At 67.8% G+C, this 17,708-nt stretch carries 19 protein-coding genes; 10 read left to right on the top strand and 9 right to left on the bottom strand.

All coding sequences use genetic code 11. From position 1 onward, the window contains the following. Positions 1-66: 66 nt before the first annotated feature. Both frr and pyrH read right to left on the bottom strand, forming a co-directional pair. Positions 67-630 carry a ribosome recycling factor gene (frr, locus tag BW990_RS08355; protein ID WP_076446935.1) on the bottom strand — a complete coding sequence of 188 codons (564 nt, stop codon included), beginning with the start codon at positions 628-630 and terminating at the stop codon, positions 67-69. Positions 631-716: 86 nt separating this feature from the next. Continuing rightward, complete coding sequence (pyrH, locus tag BW990_RS08350; protein ID WP_407690128.1) at positions 717-1,448, bottom strand: UMP kinase; 732 nt, start codon at positions 1,446-1,448, stop codon at positions 717-719. 100 nt (positions 1,449-1,548) lie between these two features. Between pyrH and miaA the strand changes: the two genes are divergently transcribed. The 3 genes from miaA to BW990_RS08335 are packed head-to-tail and all read left to right on the top strand — an operon-like array spanning position 1,549 to position 5,000. Continuing rightward, a complete protein-coding gene (miaA, locus tag BW990_RS08345; RefSeq protein ID WP_076446930.1) occupies positions 1,549-2,469 on the top strand; it encodes a tRNA (adenosine(37)-N6)-dimethylallyltransferase MiaA in 921 nt (306 codons plus the stop codon). 3 nt (positions 2,470-2,472) lie between these two features. After that, on the top strand, positions 2,473-3,330 hold the full coding sequence (locus BW990_RS08340) for a helix-turn-helix domain-containing protein (protein WP_083950521.1): 858 nt from the start codon (positions 2,473-2,475) through the stop codon (positions 3,328-3,330). Then, positions 3,327-5,000 carry an ABC transporter substrate-binding protein gene (locus BW990_RS08335; RefSeq protein ID WP_076446928.1) on the top strand — a complete coding sequence of 558 codons (1,674 nt, stop codon included), beginning with the start codon at positions 3,327-3,329 and terminating at the stop codon, positions 4,998-5,000. Before BW990_RS08340 ends, BW990_RS08335 begins: the two co-directional genes overlap by 4 nt. A 25-nt stretch (positions 5,001-5,025) precedes the next feature. Here BW990_RS08335 and BW990_RS08330 read toward each other — a convergent pair whose 3' ends face one another. Further along, a complete protein-coding gene (locus tag BW990_RS08330; protein ID WP_456114806.1) occupies positions 5,026-5,622 on the bottom strand; it encodes a lytic transglycosylase domain-containing protein in 597 nt (198 codons plus the stop codon). A gap of 258 nt (positions 5,623-5,880) precedes the next feature. Here BW990_RS08330 and ssb point away from each other — a divergent pair, with 258 nt between their 5' ends. Together ssb and BW990_RS08320 are read left to right on the top strand one after the other, a co-directional pair. Beyond that, positions 5,881-6,417: a single-stranded DNA-binding protein gene (gene ssb / locus BW990_RS08325; protein ID WP_076446926.1), complete on the top strand. Its 537-nt coding sequence runs from the start codon at positions 5,881-5,883 to the stop codon at positions 6,415-6,417. A gap of 252 nt (positions 6,418-6,669) precedes the next feature. Beyond that, a complete protein-coding gene (locus BW990_RS08320; protein ID WP_076446924.1) occupies positions 6,670-7,734 on the top strand; it encodes a site-2 protease family protein in 1,065 nt (354 codons plus the stop codon). Here the strand turns inward: BW990_RS08320 and aroB are convergent. Both aroB and BW990_RS08310 read right to left on the bottom strand, forming a co-directional pair. Next, a complete protein-coding gene (gene aroB, locus BW990_RS08315; protein ID WP_076446921.1) occupies positions 7,712-8,833 on the bottom strand; it encodes a 3-dehydroquinate synthase in 1,122 nt (373 codons plus the stop codon). The genes BW990_RS08320 and aroB overlap by 23 nt on opposite strands. After that, positions 8,830-9,399 carry a shikimate kinase gene (locus BW990_RS08310; RefSeq protein ID WP_076446919.1) on the bottom strand — a complete coding sequence of 190 codons (570 nt, stop codon included), beginning with the start codon at positions 9,397-9,399 and terminating at the stop codon, positions 8,830-8,832. Before BW990_RS08310 ends, aroB begins: the two co-directional genes overlap by 4 nt. 101 nt (positions 9,400-9,500) lie before the next feature. On the opposite strand from BW990_RS08310, the gene BW990_RS22085 reads away from it, so the two are divergent. The 4 genes from BW990_RS22085 to BW990_RS08295 all read left to right on the top strand — a co-directional run bounded on the left by BW990_RS22085 (position 9,501) and on the right by BW990_RS08295 (position 13,523). Then, positions 9,501-9,650: a hypothetical protein gene (locus tag BW990_RS22085; protein WP_200798035.1), complete on the top strand. Its 150-nt coding sequence runs from the start codon at positions 9,501-9,503 to the stop codon at positions 9,648-9,650. Beyond that, positions 9,640-11,211, top strand: coding sequence for a hypothetical protein (locus tag BW990_RS08305; RefSeq protein ID WP_076446917.1), 1,572 nt, complete (start codon positions 9,640-9,642; stop codon positions 11,209-11,211). Before BW990_RS22085 ends, BW990_RS08305 begins: the two co-directional genes overlap by 11 nt. Then, the gene (locus BW990_RS08300; RefSeq protein WP_076446915.1) at positions 11,208-12,134 is read left to right on the top strand and encodes a site-specific tyrosine recombinase XerD; all 927 of its coding nucleotides are present in this window, start codon (positions 11,208-11,210) and stop codon (positions 12,132-12,134) included. The genes BW990_RS08305 and BW990_RS08300 overlap by 4 nt, the downstream gene beginning before the upstream one ends. Positions 12,135-12,242: 108 nt before the next feature. Next, on the top strand, positions 12,243-13,523 hold the full coding sequence (locus BW990_RS08295; protein WP_076447146.1) for an HlyC/CorC family transporter: 1,281 nt from the start codon (positions 12,243-12,245) through the stop codon (positions 13,521-13,523). Positions 13,524-13,645: 122 nt separating this feature from the next. On the opposite strand, the gene BW990_RS08290 is transcribed toward BW990_RS08295, so the two are convergent. After that, entirely contained in the window at positions 13,646-14,791 is a 1,146-nt protein-coding gene (locus tag BW990_RS08290; protein ID WP_076446913.1) for a histidine kinase dimerization/phosphoacceptor domain -containing protein, read from the bottom strand. 256 nt (positions 14,792-15,047) lie between these two features. On the opposite strand from BW990_RS08290, the gene BW990_RS08285 reads away from it, so the two are divergent. Then, entirely contained in the window at positions 15,048-15,674 is a 627-nt protein-coding gene (locus BW990_RS08285; RefSeq protein ID WP_076446909.1) for a nucleotidyltransferase family protein, read from the top strand. Between the two features lie 117 nt (positions 15,675-15,791). Here BW990_RS08285 and cynS read toward each other — a convergent pair whose 3' ends face one another. The 3 genes from cynS to BW990_RS08270 are packed head-to-tail and all read right to left on the bottom strand — an operon-like array spanning position 15,792 to position 17,702. Further along, positions 15,792-16,262, bottom strand: coding sequence for a cyanase (gene cynS / locus BW990_RS08280; protein ID WP_234990190.1), 471 nt, complete (start codon positions 16,260-16,262; stop codon positions 15,792-15,794). A 41-nt stretch (positions 16,263-16,303) separates the two neighbouring features. Beyond that, positions 16,304-16,783, bottom strand: coding sequence for a nuclear transport factor 2 family protein (locus tag BW990_RS08275; RefSeq protein ID WP_076446907.1), 480 nt, complete (start codon positions 16,781-16,783; stop codon positions 16,304-16,306). Between the two features lie 13 nt (positions 16,784-16,796). Further along, positions 16,797-17,702 (bottom strand): ABC transporter ATP-binding protein, encoded by a 906-nt coding sequence (locus BW990_RS08270; protein WP_076446905.1) that lies wholly within the window; start codon positions 17,700-17,702, stop codon positions 16,797-16,799. Positions 17,703-17,708: the final 6 nt, after the last annotated feature.

Below are 17,708 nucleotides of genomic sequence, written 5' to 3'. Positions count from 1 at the left end.
TCGCGGACTTGCGCGGGCTTGGCGAGGGGCGCGCACCGAAGGCATCGGGAGCGCCGCATGCGGCGATCAGACCTGCATGATTTCCTGCTGTTTGGTTTCCAGCGCCTCGTCCACCTTCTTGATGTAGGTGTCGGTCAGCTCCTGCACTTCGGTCTCCCAGAACTTCTGGTCGTCCTCGGAGAGACCGTCGGCTTTCGCCTTCTTGATCTGGTCCATGCCGTCGCGGCGCAGGTTGCGGATCGAGACGCGGGCATGTTCGGCATATTGCCCCGCGACCTTGGTGAGCTCGCGGCGGCGCTCCTCATTGAGCTCGGGGATCGGCAGCATGATGATCGTGCCGTTGAGCTGCGGATTGATGCCGAGGCCGCTTTCGCGGATGGCCTTCTCGACCTTGCCGACGAGGCCCTTGTCCCAGACGTTGATGGTGACCATGCGCGGCTCGGGCACGTTCACGGTGCCCACCTGGTTGATCGGGGTCATCTGCCCATAGGCGTCCACCTGCACCGGCTCCAGCATCGAGGCCGAGGCCCGGCCCGTCCTGAGCGAGGCGAACTCGGTGCGCAGGTTGGCCATGGCGCCGTCCATGCGGCGGGTGAGGTCGTCGGTATCCAGTTCGAAGTCGTCAGCCATTTTGTGCCTGATTTCCCGTTTTATTTTGGTGTCGTTTTAGTGAATTGCCGCGGCCCTGTATAGCCGTCCGGACCATGCGCGCCGGATCAGCCCTGCACTCTTGTAAATGTGCCGCGCCCGGCGAGGATGCCCTTGAAGCCGCCGGGCTCGTCCAGCGAGAAGACGATGATCGGCAGATTGTTGTCCCGCGCCAGCGCGATGGCCGAGGCGTCCATCACCTTGAGGTTCTTGGCGAGGCAATCGTCGTAGCTGACCGTCTCGTAGCGCACCGCGTCGTCATGCTCCATCGGATCCTTGTCGTAGACCCCGTCCACCTTGGTGCCCTTGAAGATCGCCTCGCAGGCCATCTCGTTGGCGCGCAGCGTGGCCGCCGTGTCGGTGGTGAAATAGGGATTGCCGGTGCCGGCGGCGAAGATGCAGACGCGCTTCTTCTCGAGGTGGCGCACGGCGCGGCGGCGGATATAGGGCTCGGCCACCTCGTCCATGCGGATGGCCGAGATCACCCGGGTATAGACGCCGATCCCCTCGAGAGCCGATTGCATCGCGAGCGCGTTCATCACCGTGGCCAGCATGCCCATGTAATCGGCGGTCGTCCGCTCCATGCCCTGCGCGGAGCCCGCAAGGCCGCGGAAGATGTTGCCGCCGCCGATCACCATGCAGATCTCGACGCCCATGTCGTGGACGGATTTCACTTCGCGAGCGATGCGTTCGACGGTGGGCGGATGCAGGCCGTAGCCCTGGTCGCCCATCAGCGCCTCCCCCGATATCTTCAGCAAGACGCGTTTGAAGGTGGTCTCGGAGGTGTCGGTGTCGGCCATGTTGCGCTCCATCCGGCTGGCGGTCTAGGATCGGGGGCATCAATGTCCGAAAACCCGCGCGATGACAATGCCGGGCCGGATGAAAGGCCAAGCCGTCCCCATGCCCGATCCCGCGACGCTTGATCCCGACCGCCCGGTGCTGATCGCGGGGCCGACCGCCTCCGGCAAGTCGGGTCTCGCGCTGCAGATCGCCGAGGCGCAGGGCGGCGTCATCGTCAACGCCGATGCGCTGCAGGTCTTCGCCGATTGGCGCGTGCTGACCGCGCGGCCCGGCCCCGAGGACGAGGCGCGCGCGCCCCATGCCCTTTACGGTCACGTCCCCGGCGACACACCCTATTCCGTGGGCGCCTGGCTGCGCGATCTGGAGCCCTTCCTCAAGGGTGCGCGGCCCATCATCGTGGGCGGTACGGGGCTCTATTTCACGTCTCTGACCAAGGGCTTGGCGGAGATTCCTCAGACGCCGGACGATGTGCGCGCAACGGCCATGGCGCGGATTGCCGAAGACGGGTTCGAGACGCTGCTGCCCGAAATCGACGCGGAGACCCGCGCGCGGATCGACACCCGCAACCCGATGCGCGTCCAGCGCGCCTGGGAGGTCCTGCGCGCCACGGGCCGCGGCCTTGCCGCCTGGCAGGAAGACACGCCGCCGCCGCGCCTGCCGCTGGCAGAGGTGCAGGCCTTCGTGATCGGCGCCGAAAAGGACTGGCTCACCCCCCGCATCGAGACGCGGTTTCGGCAGATGATCGCCGCGGGTGCCCTGGATGAGGCACGTGGCAACGCCGATGCCTTCACAACCGCGCTTCCCTCGGCGAAAGCCATTGGCGCGGCGGAGCTTGTGGCCCATGCTAGGGGCGAGATGTCCCTCGACGACGCCATAGACCGCGCGGTGATCCAGACCCGCCAATATGCCAAGCGGCAACGCAGCTGGTTCCGCGCCAACATGCGCGACTGGCGCTGGCTCGATCCCGCGTCGCCTGCGCCCGCCGCGCGGCCCGCCCGATCCGCTCGCACGGGGGTCTGAGCGATGCATGGCCCCGCCTTCCTGCGCAAACCCGCCCGCATCCAAGAGGCCACCGAGGCGCCCCGCCCGATCCTGAGCCAGAACGCCGCGCGCTTCACCCAGGGCGCGCCCTGGCGCCTGCGGGACCTGCATGACCGCGCGGACGACCTTCTGATCTGGATCACCCGCGGCCAGGGCCGGGTGAACATCGCCGGGATCCGACGCGGCTTCGGCGCCCATAACGCGCTCTTCCTGCCGGCGGGCACGCTTCTGGCGCTGGAACTGGGGCCGCAGGCGCTGGCGCAGGTGGTTCAGGCCCCGCCCGGCGCGATCCGTCTGGCCGAGCGCGGGCCGCTGCATCTGCGCAGCCGCGACGCCCTGCCCCAGGCCGAGCTGACCGGCGAAATCGAGGCGATGCAGCGCGAGATCGCCCGCGACGGGCTTTATTTGCGCGACGCGCTCGAGGCGCATCTGGCGCTGATCTCGGTCTGGCTCCGGCGGCAGGTGGCCGCGGGGGCCGCCGACCGCCCCAAGGAGGGCGCGAGCCAGCGGCTCGCCCACCGCTTCGCCGAGCTTGTGGTGCGCGATCACCGCACCGACCGGGTGATGGCGGATTACGCCCGCGCGCTCGACGTCACCCCCACGCATCTGACACGGGTCTGCAAGGCGGTGTCGGGCAAGACCGCCGCCGAGATGATCACCGAGCGCAAGCTTTACGCCGCGCGGCAGATGCTGGGGCAAAAGACGCCCCCCATCGCCGAGGTCGCGCGCGATCTGGGCTTTCATTCGCCCGCCTATTTCACCCGCTTCGTGCAAAGCCATACCGGCCAGACGCCCTCGGGCCTACGCCGCGCGGCTTTGGCGGGCGGGGATACCGCATGAGCGGGGCGCCGCATCCCGCCTTGCCCGGCCTTGGCCAGGAATACCGCGCGGGCCAGCTGTCGCGGCGCGAATTCCTGACCCGCGCGACGGCGCTCGGGGCCAGTGCGGCCATGCTCGGCGCTCTCGGCCTGCCGCAGCCCGCCGCGGCCCAGCCCGCCCGCGCCATGGGTGGCCGGCTGCGCATCCAGCAGGATGTCCGCCGGCTGAAGGATCCGCGCACCTATGATTGGCCCGAGATCGCGAATATCACCCGCGGCTGGCTGGAATACCTTGTCGAGCAGAGGCCCGACGGCAGCCTGCGCGGCATGCTGCTTGAAAGCTGGGAGGTGAACGCGGACGCCACCGCCTATGTGCTGCATGTCCGTCCGGGCGTGCGCTGGTCCGACGGCACCAACTTCACCGCCGAGGATGTCGCGCGCATGTTCGCCTATTGGTGCGACGCCACGGTAGAGGGCAACGTCATGGCCGCGAGCCTCGCGAGCCTCGGCGATCCCGGGACCCGGCAATTGCGCGAGGACGCGGTGCGCCTGCGCGACCCGCTGACGGTCGAGATCACCCTGCCGAAGCCCGACGTGACGCTGATCGTCAGCCTGTCGGATTACCCCGCCGCCGTGATCCCGCCCGGCTTCGATCCAGAGACCATGACGGAAAATGCCGTGGGCACAGGGCCTTACAGGCCGGAATTCATTCTCGAGGGCGACATCGCCGTGCTCGTGCGCCGGGACGATCACGATTGGTGGGGCGATGCCGTCGCGGAGATCGGGCCCGCCACGCTCGACCGGATCGAGTTCGTCGATCTCGGCACCGATCCCGCCTCCTGGGTGGCGGCGATCGAGGATGGCCGGGTCGACATGCTTTACGAGAATGTCGGGCGGTTCATCGACGCCGCCGACGCGCTCGGCTGGGAGAAATCCGAGGTGGTGACCGCCGCGACGGTGGTGCTGCGCGGCAACCAGTCGGCGGAGGTGAACGGCGAGAGGCTTTACGCCGACCGCAACGTGCGGCGCGGCCTGAGCCTCGCCATCGACAACGCGATCTGTCTCGAGCTGGGCTATGGCGACCGGGGCCGCGTCGCGGCCAATCACCATGTGGCGCCGATCCAGCCCGATTTCGCCGATATCGGCCCGGCGGAGTTCAATCCCGCGCAGGGCCGCGCGGCGCTTGTCCAGGCGGGGCGGATCGACGTGGAGCACGCGGTCGTCACGCTCGATGACGGGGTCGCGCGGCGCACCGGGGAGGCGGTGGTGGCGCTTCTGCTCGATGCCGGGATCAAGGCGCGGCAGGTGGTGCTGCCGGGCTCGCGCTTCTGGTCGAACTGGAAGGACTTCCCGCTGTCGATCACCGAGTGGAACCACCGCCCGCTCGGCGTGCAGGTGATGGCGCTGGCCTACCGGACGGGGGCGGTCTGGAACGAAAGCGCCTATGCCAATCCCGATTTCGATGCGGCCCTCGACGAGGCGCTGGCCATCGCCGATGCCGAGACGCGGTCGCGCGTCATGGCGCGGCTGCAGGGGATGCTGCGGGAGGATTGGGTAATCGTGCAGCCCTATTGGCGCTCGCTCTTCCGGCATTACCGCCCGGGACTCCTGGGCGCCGAGATGCACCCGTCCTTCGAGGTGCATGTCTATCGTCTGGGCTGGGCGGAGGGCGCGGCGCGCGGGGACGACTAGGCGCAGGCCGAAAGCCGGGCCGGGATCAGCTGCCCCAGATGACCTTCACGTAATTCATGGTCTCTTTGTAAGGCGGCACGCCGCCATGTTTCTCGACCGCGCCGGGACCGGCATTGTAGGCCGCGAGCGCCAGGCGCCAGGACCGGAAGCGCTTGTATTGCGCGGCGAGATAGCGCGCGCCGCCTTCGAGGTTCTGCTGCGGATCGGCCGGATCGACGCCCAAGAGGCGCGCCGTGCCGGGCATCAGCTGCGCAAGCCCCATCGCGCCCTTGTGCGACACCGCGTTGGGGTTCCAGCCCGATTCCTGCTGGACGAGGCGCAGGAACAGGTCCTCCGGCACGCCGTGACGGCGCGCGGCGGATTTCGCGACATTGAGGTAGGCGCCCTTGTAGCGTCCCGCATAGCGCGGCGCGGCATCGTCCCACTTGGTGGGCGTGTTCACCCGCGCGGGCTGCAGCCGCACCGAGGCGCGGTATTGCTCCGACGCGCGCTTGTCGAGAACGCCGGTCTGGTTGGAGAAGAGCTTCGCGCGGCCCTGCGAGGACAGAACATCCGCCGCGGCAGGCTTCGTCCCGAGGGCAAGCATGCCAAAAGCGGCGGCGGCAAACACGTAACGCATCATCGCATCGTCCTCGTTCACTCAAACACGGGGAGGCCGGTCCGGAAATTCCCAGCGACTATACGCAAAATCTGCAACGATGCCAGCCTTGGCCGCCGCGACTTAAGCCGGGGTTAACCGGAATCGCGGAAATCTGGCGCGGAGCCCGCGCCGCAGAAGCGCGATTCGGCGTTTCGGACCCTCCGGCGCTGCGTTAACCTCTCCTCCAAGCCCGCGCCCGGCGCGGGAATCAGGGCTTCAGGGAACAAGGAAAGGACCAAAATGGCCGGATCCGTGAACAAGGTCATCATCGTGGGCAACCTGGGGCGCGACCCCGAAGTGCGCACGTTCCAGAACGGCGGCAAGGTGTGCAACCTGCGCGTCGCGACCTCCGAGAACTGGAAGGACCGCAATACCGGCGAGAAGCGCGAGAAGACCGAGTGGCACTCGGTCGCGATCTTCTCCGAACCGCTTGCGCGGATCGCCGAGCAATACCTCAAGAAGGGCTCCAAGGTGTATCTCGAAGGCCAGCTCGAGACGCGCAAATGGCAGGACCAGTCGGGCCAGGACCGCTATTCGACCGAGGTGGTGCTGCGGCCCTACAAGGGCGAGCTGACGCTGCTCGACAGCCGCTCCGATGGCGGCGACGGGGGCTACGGCGGCGGCGGCGGTGGCGGCGGCTATTCCGACGATTACGGCGGCGGCTATGGCGGCGGCGACCAGGGCGGCGGCTATGGCGGCGGCTCCTCCTCCGGCGGCGGCTCTGGCGGCGGATCGCGGGCGCCCGCGCGCGACATCGACGACGAGATCCCGTTCTGAGCGGGCATTCCGCGCCACGCTGACAGAACCATCAGGGCCGCGCCGGGACGATCCCGGGCGCGGCCTTTTCGTGCCGCCTTCCCTTTGGCCCGCGTCCCGGGCAGGCTCCGTTCCGGACGCCACCGCGTGGTCCTTCCGAAGCTTTCCGGGACCTCGCGCAGCCGGGTGCGACACCTCCGCCCGCGCCGGAACTGGTATCCCGCCCTGCCGTTCCCATCTTAGATACAGAACAGCAGTGACAGGCAGACGCAGATGACATGGTCCTTTCCCCTCGGTCGCATCCTCGGCTCGGAAGTGCGGGTGCACGGCACCTTTCTCTTCCTGATCGCCTGGATCGCGGTGACCGCCTTCAGCACGGGCGGTGTCGCGGGTGCGGTGGTGAACGTGGTCTTCATCCTCGCGCTGTTCGCCTGCGTCGTGGCGCATGAATTCGGGCATGCGCTGATGGCGCGCCGCTTCGGCATCCGCACGCCCGACATCACGCTCCTGCCCATCGGCGGGCTGGCGCGGCTCGAACGCATGCCCGACCGCCCGGGTCAGGAGATCGCGGTGGCGCTGGCCGGACCGCTGGTCAACGTGGTCATCGCGGGCGCGCTCTTCCTTGTCGGCGTGCGCCCCGGCTTCGCGATGCTGGGCGATGCCTCCGGCATCGGCGCGATCCTCGCCGGCCTCTTGTCGGTCAACGTGATCCTCGTCCTCTTCAACATGATCCCGGCCTTTCCGATGGATGGCGGCCGGGTGCTGCGCGGGGCGCTGTCGATCTTCCTGCCGCGCCTCAAGGCGACGCGCGTTGCGGTGCGGGTGGGACAGGGCTTCGCGATCCTTTTCGCGGCCTACGGGTTCTATACGGGCAGCTTCATGCTGCCGTTGATCGCGGTCTTCATCTTCTTTGCGGGCAATGCGGAACTGGGTGAGATGGCCGCCCGCGCCCGGGTCGCGGATCTGAGCGTCGGCGACGCGATGGTGTCGGATTTCACCCATCTGTCGCCCGATGCACCGCTCGCCGCCGCGGCGGAGCTCTCCGAGACCGGCGATCAGGACATCTTCCCGGTGATCGGCAGCGACGGGCGGCTGCACGGCTTCGTCACCCGCGACTGCCTGCACGAAGCGCCCCGGCAGGGCGATCCGACGCCGAGGGTGCGCGACATCATCGGCGCCGCCCCGCGGACGCTGCCCATCAGCCGCGGCGCGGATGCGCTTTTCGACGTGCTGTCCGATGCGCCCGCGATCGGCGTGACCGGGCCCTCGGGCCGCGTGGTGGGCTTCGTAACCCAGGCCCAGGCGATGGCGTTGCTCAGGCGGCGGCGCGCGCGCTGAGCGCCTCGGCCAGCACGCTGCGCACCGTCTCGCTGGGCACATCGGCGGTCACGAAGGCCTGGCCGATGCCGCGCGCGAGGATGAAGCGCAGCTGCCCCGCCACCACCTTCTTGTCCTGTGCCATGAGCGCCAGCAATCCGTCCGCATCGGGCAGATCGCCGGGGATGTCCGCAAGGTCGGTGGCCATGGCCATGGCGCGCAGATGCGCGCGGACCCGGCCAGGCTCTTCCTGCGGGCAAAGGCCCAGCCGCGCCGAGAGCTCGAAGGCCAGCGCGCAGCCGATGGCGACGCCCTCGCCATGCAGCAGCCGGTCGGAATAGCCCGTCGCGGCCTCGAGCGCGTGACAGAAGGTGTGCCCGAGGTTCAGAAGGGCACGGTCACCCTGCTCGGTCTCGTCGCGCACCACGATCTCGGCCTTCATCTCGACCGAGCGCTTGACGGCGCGCTGCCGCGCTTCCGCGTCTCCCGAAGCGATGGCGGGGCCCTCGACCTCAAGCCATTGAAAAAAATCGTAATCCCCGAGAAGGCCGTATTTCACGACCTCGCCGTATCCCGCGAGGAAATCACGCGGCGCGAGGGTGGCCAGTACGTCGATATCCGCGAGAACCAGCGCCGGCTGATGGAAAGCGCCGATGAGGTTCTTGCCCTGCGGCGCGTTGATCCCGGTCTTGCCGCCGACGGAGCTGTCGACCTGCGCCAGAAGCGATGTGGGCACCTGCACGAAGCGCACGCCGCGCCGCAGGATCGCCGCGGCGAAGCCCACCAGGTCGCCGATCACCCCACCGCCGAGCGCGATCACCACGTCGCGCCGTTCCACCTTTTGCGACAACAGCCACTCGACCGTCTGCTGCAGATGCGCCCAGCTTTTCGTGGCCTCGCCCGCGGGCAGCACCAGCGCCTCGGAGGCGATCCCCTCGGCCTCCAGCGCGGCCTGCAGCGCCCCAAGATGCCGCGCGCCGACATTTTCGTCGGTGACCACGGCGCAGCGCGGCCGCGGCAGAAGCGGCGCGATCTCGGCGCCCGCGCGGCCGATGAGCCCCGGCCCGATCCGCACGTCATAGGCCCGGTCGCCCAGGGGCACTTGGACGGTTTCGATCATGACACCTCCTCCAGCACATCGGCGCGGCTGCGCAGCGTATCGAGCACGGCGCGCGCCGTATCCTCGATGGAATATTTCGGTTCGGTGCGGACCGACAGGTCGGCCAGGCGGTAGACCGGCACGCGGGCGTCGAAAAGCTCGGACAGGGTCTGGCGCGGATTGTCGGTGCGCAGAAGCGGGCGCGTGGATTTGTGCCGTACGCGCTGCCACAGCAGGTCGAGATCGGCGTCGATCCAGACCGAAACGCCCTTTTCGGAGATGAGCCTGCGGTTGTTTTCCTGCATGAAGGCGCCGCCGCCGGTGGACAGGATCGCCGGGCGGCCCGCCAGCAGCCGCGCGATCACCTCGCTTTCGCGGCGGCGGAAGAACTGCTCGCCGTCGCGGGCGAAGATCTCGGCGATGGACATGGCCGCGGCGGTCTCGATCTCGGCGTCGGAATCGAGAAACGGCACCCGCAGCATCTGCGCCAGCGCGCGGCCCACGGCGGTCTTGCCCGCGCCCATCATGCCCACGAGCACGACGGATTTGCGCAGTCTCACGGCTTTGTTCAGCGCTGTTTCGGCCATCTGCCGCCCAATCACGAAGTTTTCGGCGTGAATGACGTGAACTTGCTCAGATTGCCAGTTATAAGTGCAAAAAAATGCCGAGGCAGAAGGCGAAGGTAACGATGGGGCGACTTCTCAAATGGCTGTTTTACCTGGTAATTCTGGCGGCAATCGCCTTGGTGGCCTATGCCTATCTGGGTGAGTTCTTCGGCGCCGATTTCTCGCCGCCGCAGGCGGAGATTCGCCAGCCGGTCGATCTGGATGTCGATTAGGGCCTCGGTCCTCGCCGCTTTCGTCGCAGCGCCCGCCGGCGCACAGGAGCCCTTGTCGGTCATCGACTGGCTCGACGGCCGGGATGCCCCGCCGGTGGCCGCACCGGTCACCCCGCCCCCGAATGGCGCGCCCGGACCCGCGCAAAGCCGCGAAGAACCGCCCGTCGCCGCCTCCGTGGACGTGCCCGAAGTGGATGCGCAGCCGCTCGATGCGCCCTCGGTCGAGGCGGTGGGCCTGCTGCCCGCCCATCGCAGCGGCCTGCCGCCGAGCCTCTGGTCGGCAAGCGACGGCGCGGCCCTGTCGCGGCTCGTGGCGTCCAGCCGCGCGGACCTGCCGGCCATCGCGGCGCTGCTGAACACGCTCTTGCTGGCCGAGGCGCATCCGCCCCGGGGCGTGGGCGACGGCGCGCGCTTTCTCGCCGCGCGGGTGGCCCGGCTGATCGAGGGCGGCGCGGTCGATCCGGCGCTGGCCCTTCTGGAACGCGCCGGGCCGCAACGCGCGGACCTCTTTCCGCTCTGGCTCGATGCAGCGCTTCTGGAGGGCAATCCGGCCGGACCCTGCGAGGCGCTTTCGCAGGATGCGGGGCTCAGCGACGATCTCGCGGCGACGGTCTACTGCGCCGCTCGGCAAGGCGACTGGCCGCGGGCGATGCTGACCTTCGAGAGCGCGCGCAGCCTCGATTTGCTGGAGCCGCGCGACGCCGACCTGCTGTCGCGGTTCCTCGAGCCCGAGTTTTCCGAGGACCTGCCCGCCCTGCCCCCGCCGGTGCGGCCGAGCGTCCTGCAATTCCGCCTCTTCGAGGCCATCGGGGAGCCGCTGCCCACCGCCCGCCTGCCGCGCGCCTTCGCCGCGACCGATCTCGGCGGCGATCAGGGCTGGAAGGCGCAGCTCACCGCGGCAGAGCGGCTCGCGCGGGCGGGCACCCTGTCGGAGAACCGGCTACTCGGCATTTATTCGCTGCGCCAGCCCGCAGCCTCGGGCGGCATCTGGGACCGGGTCGAGGCGCTGCAGCGCTTCGACATCGCGATGACCGCGCGCAACCCGACCTCGGTGGCGACCGCGCTGACCCGCGTTTGGCCCGAAATGGCCGCCGCGGGCCTGCTGGTGCCCTTCGCCACGCTGTATGCCGAGCGGCTTCTCGCGCTGCCGCTGACCGGCGATGCGCGACGCCTGGCGATCCGCGCGGGTTTTCTTTCGCCGGTCTATGAACGCGCCGCCAGCCTGGCCCCGGGCAGCGATGCGGAAGCCGCGTTCCTTGCATCCATCGCGCGCGGCGAAGCGCCCGGGAGCATCCCCGACCTGCCCCATGCCGCCGCCATCGCCGGCGCCTTCGCCGCGGATGCGGCCCCGCCCTCCGGCCTGCAGCGGCATTTGCAGAACGGCCAGCTTGGCGAGGCGATCCTGCGCGCCATCGCCCTCTTTGCGCAAGGCGCGGCGGGCAACGATGCGCAACTGACCGATGCGCTCGCGACCTTCCGCGCGGTCGGGCTCGAAGACACCGCGCGGCGCGCCGCGTTGCAACTGGCGCTTCTGGACGACATGCGCGGAGGGCAGCCGTGAGCGATCAGCGGCTGATCGCGTCCTTCCTCGAGGCCCAGGCGGCCGAGCGCGGCGCGGCAGAGAACACGCTTGTGGCCTATGCCCGCGACCTGGGATCGGTGTCGGACTGGCTGGCGGGACGCGGGCTCGATTTCGCCCGCGCGGGGCGCACCGATATCGAGGAATACCTCGTGCATTGCGACGCGCAGGGCTTCGCCAAATCGACCCGGGCGCGGCGCCTGTCGGCGATCAAGCAGATCTACCGCTTCGCCTTCGAGGAGGGATTGCGCGCCGACAATCCCGCGGTGCAGATCGCGGGGCCCGGACGCGACAAGCGGCTGCCGAAGACGCTGTCGGTGGCCGAGGTGGACCGGCTTCTCGACGCCGCCGCCGCCCATGGGCGCAAACCCGCGGACCGGGTCCGCAATACCTGCCTGATGCAGTTGCTTTACGCGACGGGTATGCGCGTCTCGGAACTGGTCACCCTGCCCCTGTCGGCGGCCAAAGGCGATCCGCGAATGCTGCTGATCCGGGGCAAGGGCGGCAAGGAACGCATGGTGCCGCTGTCGCCGCCCGCGCGGCAGGCACTGGCCGAATGGCTGGCGCTTCGCGACCGCGACGAAGCCTTGGCGCGCAGCCAGGGCAAGCCCGGATCGGCCTATCTCTTCGCCTCGCGCTCCAAGGCCGGGCACCTGACGCGGCACGGCTTTTACGCGCTGATCAAGGAGCTGGCGGTCGCCGCGGGCGTCTCTCCGGCCAAGGTCACGCCGCATACGCTGCGCCATGCCTTCGCCACGCATCTGCTGGAAAACGGCGCCGACCTGCGCGCCATCCAGACCTTTCTCGGCCATGCCGATGTCGCCACAACCGAGATCTACACGCATGTCCTCGAAGAACGGCTGCGCGATCTGGTGCTGGAGCATCACCCGATGGCGCGCGACTGAGCCCTGCCCCTTGTCGCGGGCCGGGATCGCCCACATAACCAGTAAGAGTTTCAACATCGGGATAACGGGCCATTGGACGCTGCGTTCTGGATCACTGCCGCCGCCATCATGGGGCTTCTGGTATTGTCGGGCTTCTTTTCGGGCTCCGAGACGGCCTTGACGGCCGCCTCGCGCGGCAAGTTGCGCGCGGCGATGGACCGGGGCGACAAGGGCGCCGAACGGGCGCTGAAGATCACCGAGGACAATGAGCGGCTGATCGGATCGGTCCTGCTCGGCAACAACCTCGTCAACATCCTCGCCACATCGCTCGCGACCGCGCTCTTCACCAACCTCCTGGGCGAATCGGGTGTGGCGCTGGCCACGCTGATCATGACGCTTCTGGTGCTGATCTTCGCCGAGGTGCTGCCGAAGACCTACGCCATCACCAATCCCGAAAGTGCCGCGAGCCGCGTCTCGCCGGTGATCCAGGTGGTCATCCTGGTCTTCGCACCGGTGGTGGGCGCGGTCAGGGTTCTGGTGCGGGGTATCCTGGGGCTTTTCGGCGTCAAGACCGATCCCGACAGCCAGGTGCTGGCGGTGCGCGAGGAAATCGCCGGCGCGCTCAATCTCGGCCATTCCGAGGGTGTCGTCGAGAAGGAGGACCGCGACCGCATCCTCGGCGCGCTCGATCTCTCGGAACGCACCGTTGAAGAGATCATGCTGCACCGCTCCGCCATCGAGATGATCGATGCGGACAGCGACCCTTCGGCGATCCTGCAGCAATGCCTCGACAGCCCGCATACGCGCCTTCCGATCTTCCGCGACGATCCCGAGAACATCATTGGGGTCATCCACGCCAAGGACCTGCTGCGCGCGATGTACAAGCTGATGGAGGGCGCCGAGGCCTCGATGGCGGCGCTGGCGGCGTTCGAGATCACCAAGGTCGCGATGAAGCCCTATTTCATCCCCGACACCACGTCGCTCGACGACCAGATGCGGCAATTCCTGCGGCGGCGCACCCATTTCGCCCTCGTGGTGGACGAATACGGCGCGCTGCAGGGGCTCATCACGCTCGAGGATATCCTCGAGGAGATCGTGGGCGAGATCACCGACGAGTTTGACCCGGACGCCGATCACACGATCAAGATGGCCGAGGACGGGCATTTCTGGATCGACGGGCTGATGACGATCCGCGACTTCAACCGGGCGACGGATTTCCAGCTGCCCGACGACGAGGCGAACACCGTGGCGGGCCTTGTCATTCACGAGGCGCAGATGATCCCGACGGTGGGACAGGCCTTCGTATTTCACGGCTTCCGCTTCGAAGTGGTCGCCCGCGAGAACAACCGGATCACCCGCCTGAAGGTGCGCCCGATCGAGTCGGTGCCGCTGGCCTCCGCGCAGGGCTAAGGCGCGGTTTCCGGGCGTGCCGAGCACAGTGCGCGCACCGGCCACGTGAAGAGATTACGAGAAAGGCAAAGAGCGGCCCGGTCCTGCTACGGCTCGGGGCCGGTCGCAGGCCGGTCGCGCCGTCACTCGGCCGACAGCGCCCCGGCCTTGAACGGTGCGTCGTCCGTCTGCGGGAAGGTCACAAGCTCCAGCCGGAAGCCCTCGGGGGTCGGCCCCATCTTCAGACGGCCGCCGATCTGTTCCGCCGCGCTTTCCATCAGGCGCATGCCGATCGACGCGATCTCGTTCTCGTCGCTGGGCAGGGTCGTGGCCTGATCGCCGATGCCGTTATCCTCGCACAGAAGCAGCATCGTGCCGTCATCCTGCGGCTCCATGAAGAACGATATGATCCCGTCCCGGCCATCCGGGAACGCGTGTTTCGAGGCATTTGCGGCGAATTCGCTGACGATCATGGCGATCTGCGAGGCCTGGCGGCTCTCGGTCTTGATCGGCCGGAAGCTCGTGTTGATCGACACGTTCGACGCCATTTGCGGGCGCAGCAGGTCGATCACCCGCATCAGGTATTGATCGAGACGAATCTCGCTCAGTTGATTGGTGTTGTAGAGTTCCGCATGCAGCTGGGCGATGGCGTTGACCCGCCGACCGATGGCCGACAGGGCCTCTTTCGTCTCCGCGGCATGGCTGCGCGCGGAGTAGATGCGGATGAAGCTCGACACGGTCTGCAGCGAGTTCTTGACCCGGTGGTCGATCTCGTTGCGCAGGATCTCTTCGTTGCGCAGGCTCTTGTGCAGCTCGAGAAGCTGCATCACCTGGCCCGCCAGCAGTTTCAGCGCCTTGCGCTGATGCTCGGTCAGTCTCCGGGGCTGGCTGTCCAGAACGCAAAGCGATCCGAGGCCGTAGCCACGCTGAGAGATCAGCGGCGCACCGGCATAGAAACGCATCGGCGCGCTGTCCGAAATGCACAGCTCGTTGTCGCGGGTGCGGGCATCCGCGCAGGTATCGGGGATCTCGAGGACCTCGTCCTGCAGGATCGTGTGACCGCAGACCGCGTTTTCGAGCGGGGTTTCAGTGACTTCGATACCGCTATAGGCCTTGAACCATTGCCTGTCCTCGTCCACGAAGGAGATGAGGGCGACAGGCACATCGCAGATTTCCTTGACCAGATCGACGACGCTTTGGAACGCCTCGCTCGGTTCCGAATCGAGAATGTCGTAGTCACGCAGATCTTCCAGCCGCTTAGCCTGATCGCTGGGAGTTGGTGCGCGCATTGATTAACCTTGTCCGGCCCAATCGGGCCTTTGAATGAGCCGACCGGGGCGAAAAGCGCAAGGTCGGATTGAGACGGCGGCCAGCCATGCGGAGCGCAGCTTTCGGACGTCCAGGCGCGACCGCCTTGTCTTGTCAGATATCTTGGACATTGATTTGTGTCAAATTTCGCGAGCCCCGTTTGCATATTTGTAATGTTTTCGGCTCAGGCGCTGAAAAACCTCCCGCGCGGGCACGATACGCGCCTATCTAGTAAGCGTGAATGAATTGGCCAGCATAATTCCGGCGGCGGGGCTCGGGACGCGGATGCGCGGCGGCGACAAGCTGACCGAAGAGGTGGGCGGTATCCCGCTGCTGCGCCGGATCGCCGAAATGGCGCGGTCCGTCTGCGATCCGGTGATCGTGGCGCTGCCCGTTCCGGCCGCGGCGCGCGGCGGCGCCCTCGAAGGGCTGGACGTGACGCGCGTGGCCGTGCCGGATGCGGCAGAGGGCATGGCCCGGTCGCTGGTGCGGGCCGCAGCCGCCCTGCCCGAGACCTGCCGCGGCATCCTCGTGATGCCCGCGGACATGCCGGAGATTACCGCGCCCGACCTCGCAACACTGGCCCGCGTCTTCGACGCCGAAGGCGGGCAGCGCATCGTCCGGGCCACCACCGAGGACGGCGCGCCGGGGCATCCGGTGATCTTTCCGCGGCGCTTTCGCAGCGCGCTGATGCAGCTGACGGGCGATCAGGGCGCGCGGGACGTCCTCATGGCTGAGGCCGAGGCCGGTCGCGTACTGCACGTCCCCCTGCCCGGTCGCCGCGCGCGCGTCGATCTCGACACGCCCGAGGATTGGGCGGCGTGGCGTGCCGGACAAAGGGCCGTATCCGCGCGGGACGATTAGGCGCGAAGACCGCCCCGGAGCGCTGGTGCCGCGCGGCACCCGCCGCAAGACGAAGGGCGACGCCGCAGCGCCGCCCCTCTTCACGTTCAGGCGTTCCGGACCCGAAGGCCCAGGGTCTTACCAGGAATTGTAACCCAGGTACTTGCCCGACATCTCGATCTTCACGCGGTCGCCCTTGGGGTGCTCGACCCGGGTGATCTGCATGTCGAAGTCGATGGCGGACATGATGCCGTCGCCGAACTTCTCGTGGATCAGCGCCTTGATGGTGGGGCCGTAGACACCGACGATCTCGTAGAGGCGGTAGATGCAGGGATCGGTCGGCACCGCCTGCTCCCAGACCTTCGTCGGGCTCTCCTCGAGCACCGAGGCCGCTTCTTGCGGCAGACCCATGACCGAGACCAGCGCCTTGGCCTTCTCGGCGGGCATGGCGTTCATGCCCATGGCGGCCGAATGCGTCCAGACCGGCGACATGTCGATCTTGGTCGCGATCTCCTCCCAGGTGAGGCCGGCCTGCTTCTTGGCCGACAGGATCATCGCGGTCACGTCTTCCTTGGTCATGGTCTCGGGCATCTCGAAATTGTCCTTCATCGGTTTTCTCCTCTCAGATGGCGGTCGTTGGTTTGGCGTGTTCAGAGCCCGAGCGCGGTCAGCCCGGGATGGTCTTGGGGCCGCGGGCCCTGGGGCCAGCGGAACTTGCGGTCGGCCTCGGCGATGGGCACGTCGTTGATCGAGGCGTGCCGTTCGGCCATGAAGCCCTGATCGTCGAAGGCCCAGTTCTCGTTGCCATGGGCGCGGAACCACTGGCCCTCCGCATCGTGCCATTCGTAGACGAAGCGCACGGCGATGCGGTGTCCGTCATGGGCCCAGATCTCCTTGATCAGGCGGTAGCCGTTTTCCTTCGCCCATTTGCGGCTCAGGAAGGCCCGCACCTCGTCGCGCCCGTTGAGAAACTCCGACCGGTTCCGCCACCGCGTGTCCGGCGTGTAGGCCAGCGCCACGCGATCGGGATCGCGGGTGTTCCAGGCATCCTCGGCCATGCGGACCTTCTTTACCGCGTCCTCAAGGGTGAAGGGCGGCAGAGGCGGGCGCGGGTCTTCGGCGGCGATCATCGGCCCGGGCCCGTCAGTCGTTCACGGCCCTGAGCCGTGGCTCGCTTTCGGCGTCGCTTTCGGACGGGCCGGTCTTGTCGATGCGCACGGGTTCGGGCGACATGTCCTCCTTGTCCGCGGCCTTGCCCGACAGCTCCTTCGAGCGTTTGCCGAGGAACTGCACGAGGTGGTTGCGGATCGCGTAATAGTTCGGATGCTCGACGATCTCGGTGCGGTTGCGCGGACGCGGAATGGTGATCTCCACCGCCTCGGCGACCTGCGCATGGGGTCCGTTCGACATCAGCAGGATGCGGTCCGCGAGAAGGATCGCCTCGTCGATGTCGTGGGTGATCATGAACACCGTCTGCTCGGTCCCGCCCCAGATCTTCAGAAGCTCGTCCTGGATCGTGCCGCGGGTCAGCGCGTCGAGCGCGCCGAAGGGCTCGTCGAGCAGCAGCAGCTTGGGATGGTTGGCGAAGGCCCGCGCGATGGAGACCCGCTGGCGCATGCCGCCAGAGAGCTGGCTGGGCTTGCGGTGCACCACGTCACCTTCGAGCCCGACCATCGACAGATAGGTCTTGGCATGCTCGATCACCTTGGTCTTGGACCAGTCCGGATAGCGCGCATGGACCCCGAAGGTCACGTTCTTGAGCGCCGAGAGCCAGGGCAGCAGCGAGTAGTTCTGGAACACCACGCCGCGATCGAGGCTCGGTCCCGACACCTCGTATCCGTCCATCTTGACGACACCCGATGTGGGCTCCGCCAGACCGGCGAGGATGTTCATGATCGTCGACTTGCCGCAGCCGGAATGGCCGAGGATGCAGACGAACTCGCCCTTCTCGATGCCGAAGGTGGCATTCTCGAAAACGGTCAGGGTGCCCCCCTGACCGTCAGGGAATTGCTGCGTCAGCCGTTCGATGCTGAGAAACGGTTTCGACATTGGGAA

The organism is Roseivivax lentus (genome assembly GCF_900156805.1).
GTDB lineage: Bacteria > Pseudomonadota > Alphaproteobacteria > Rhodobacterales > Rhodobacteraceae > Roseivivax > Roseivivax lentus.
This window is presented reverse-complemented; position numbering and strand designations above follow the sequence as displayed.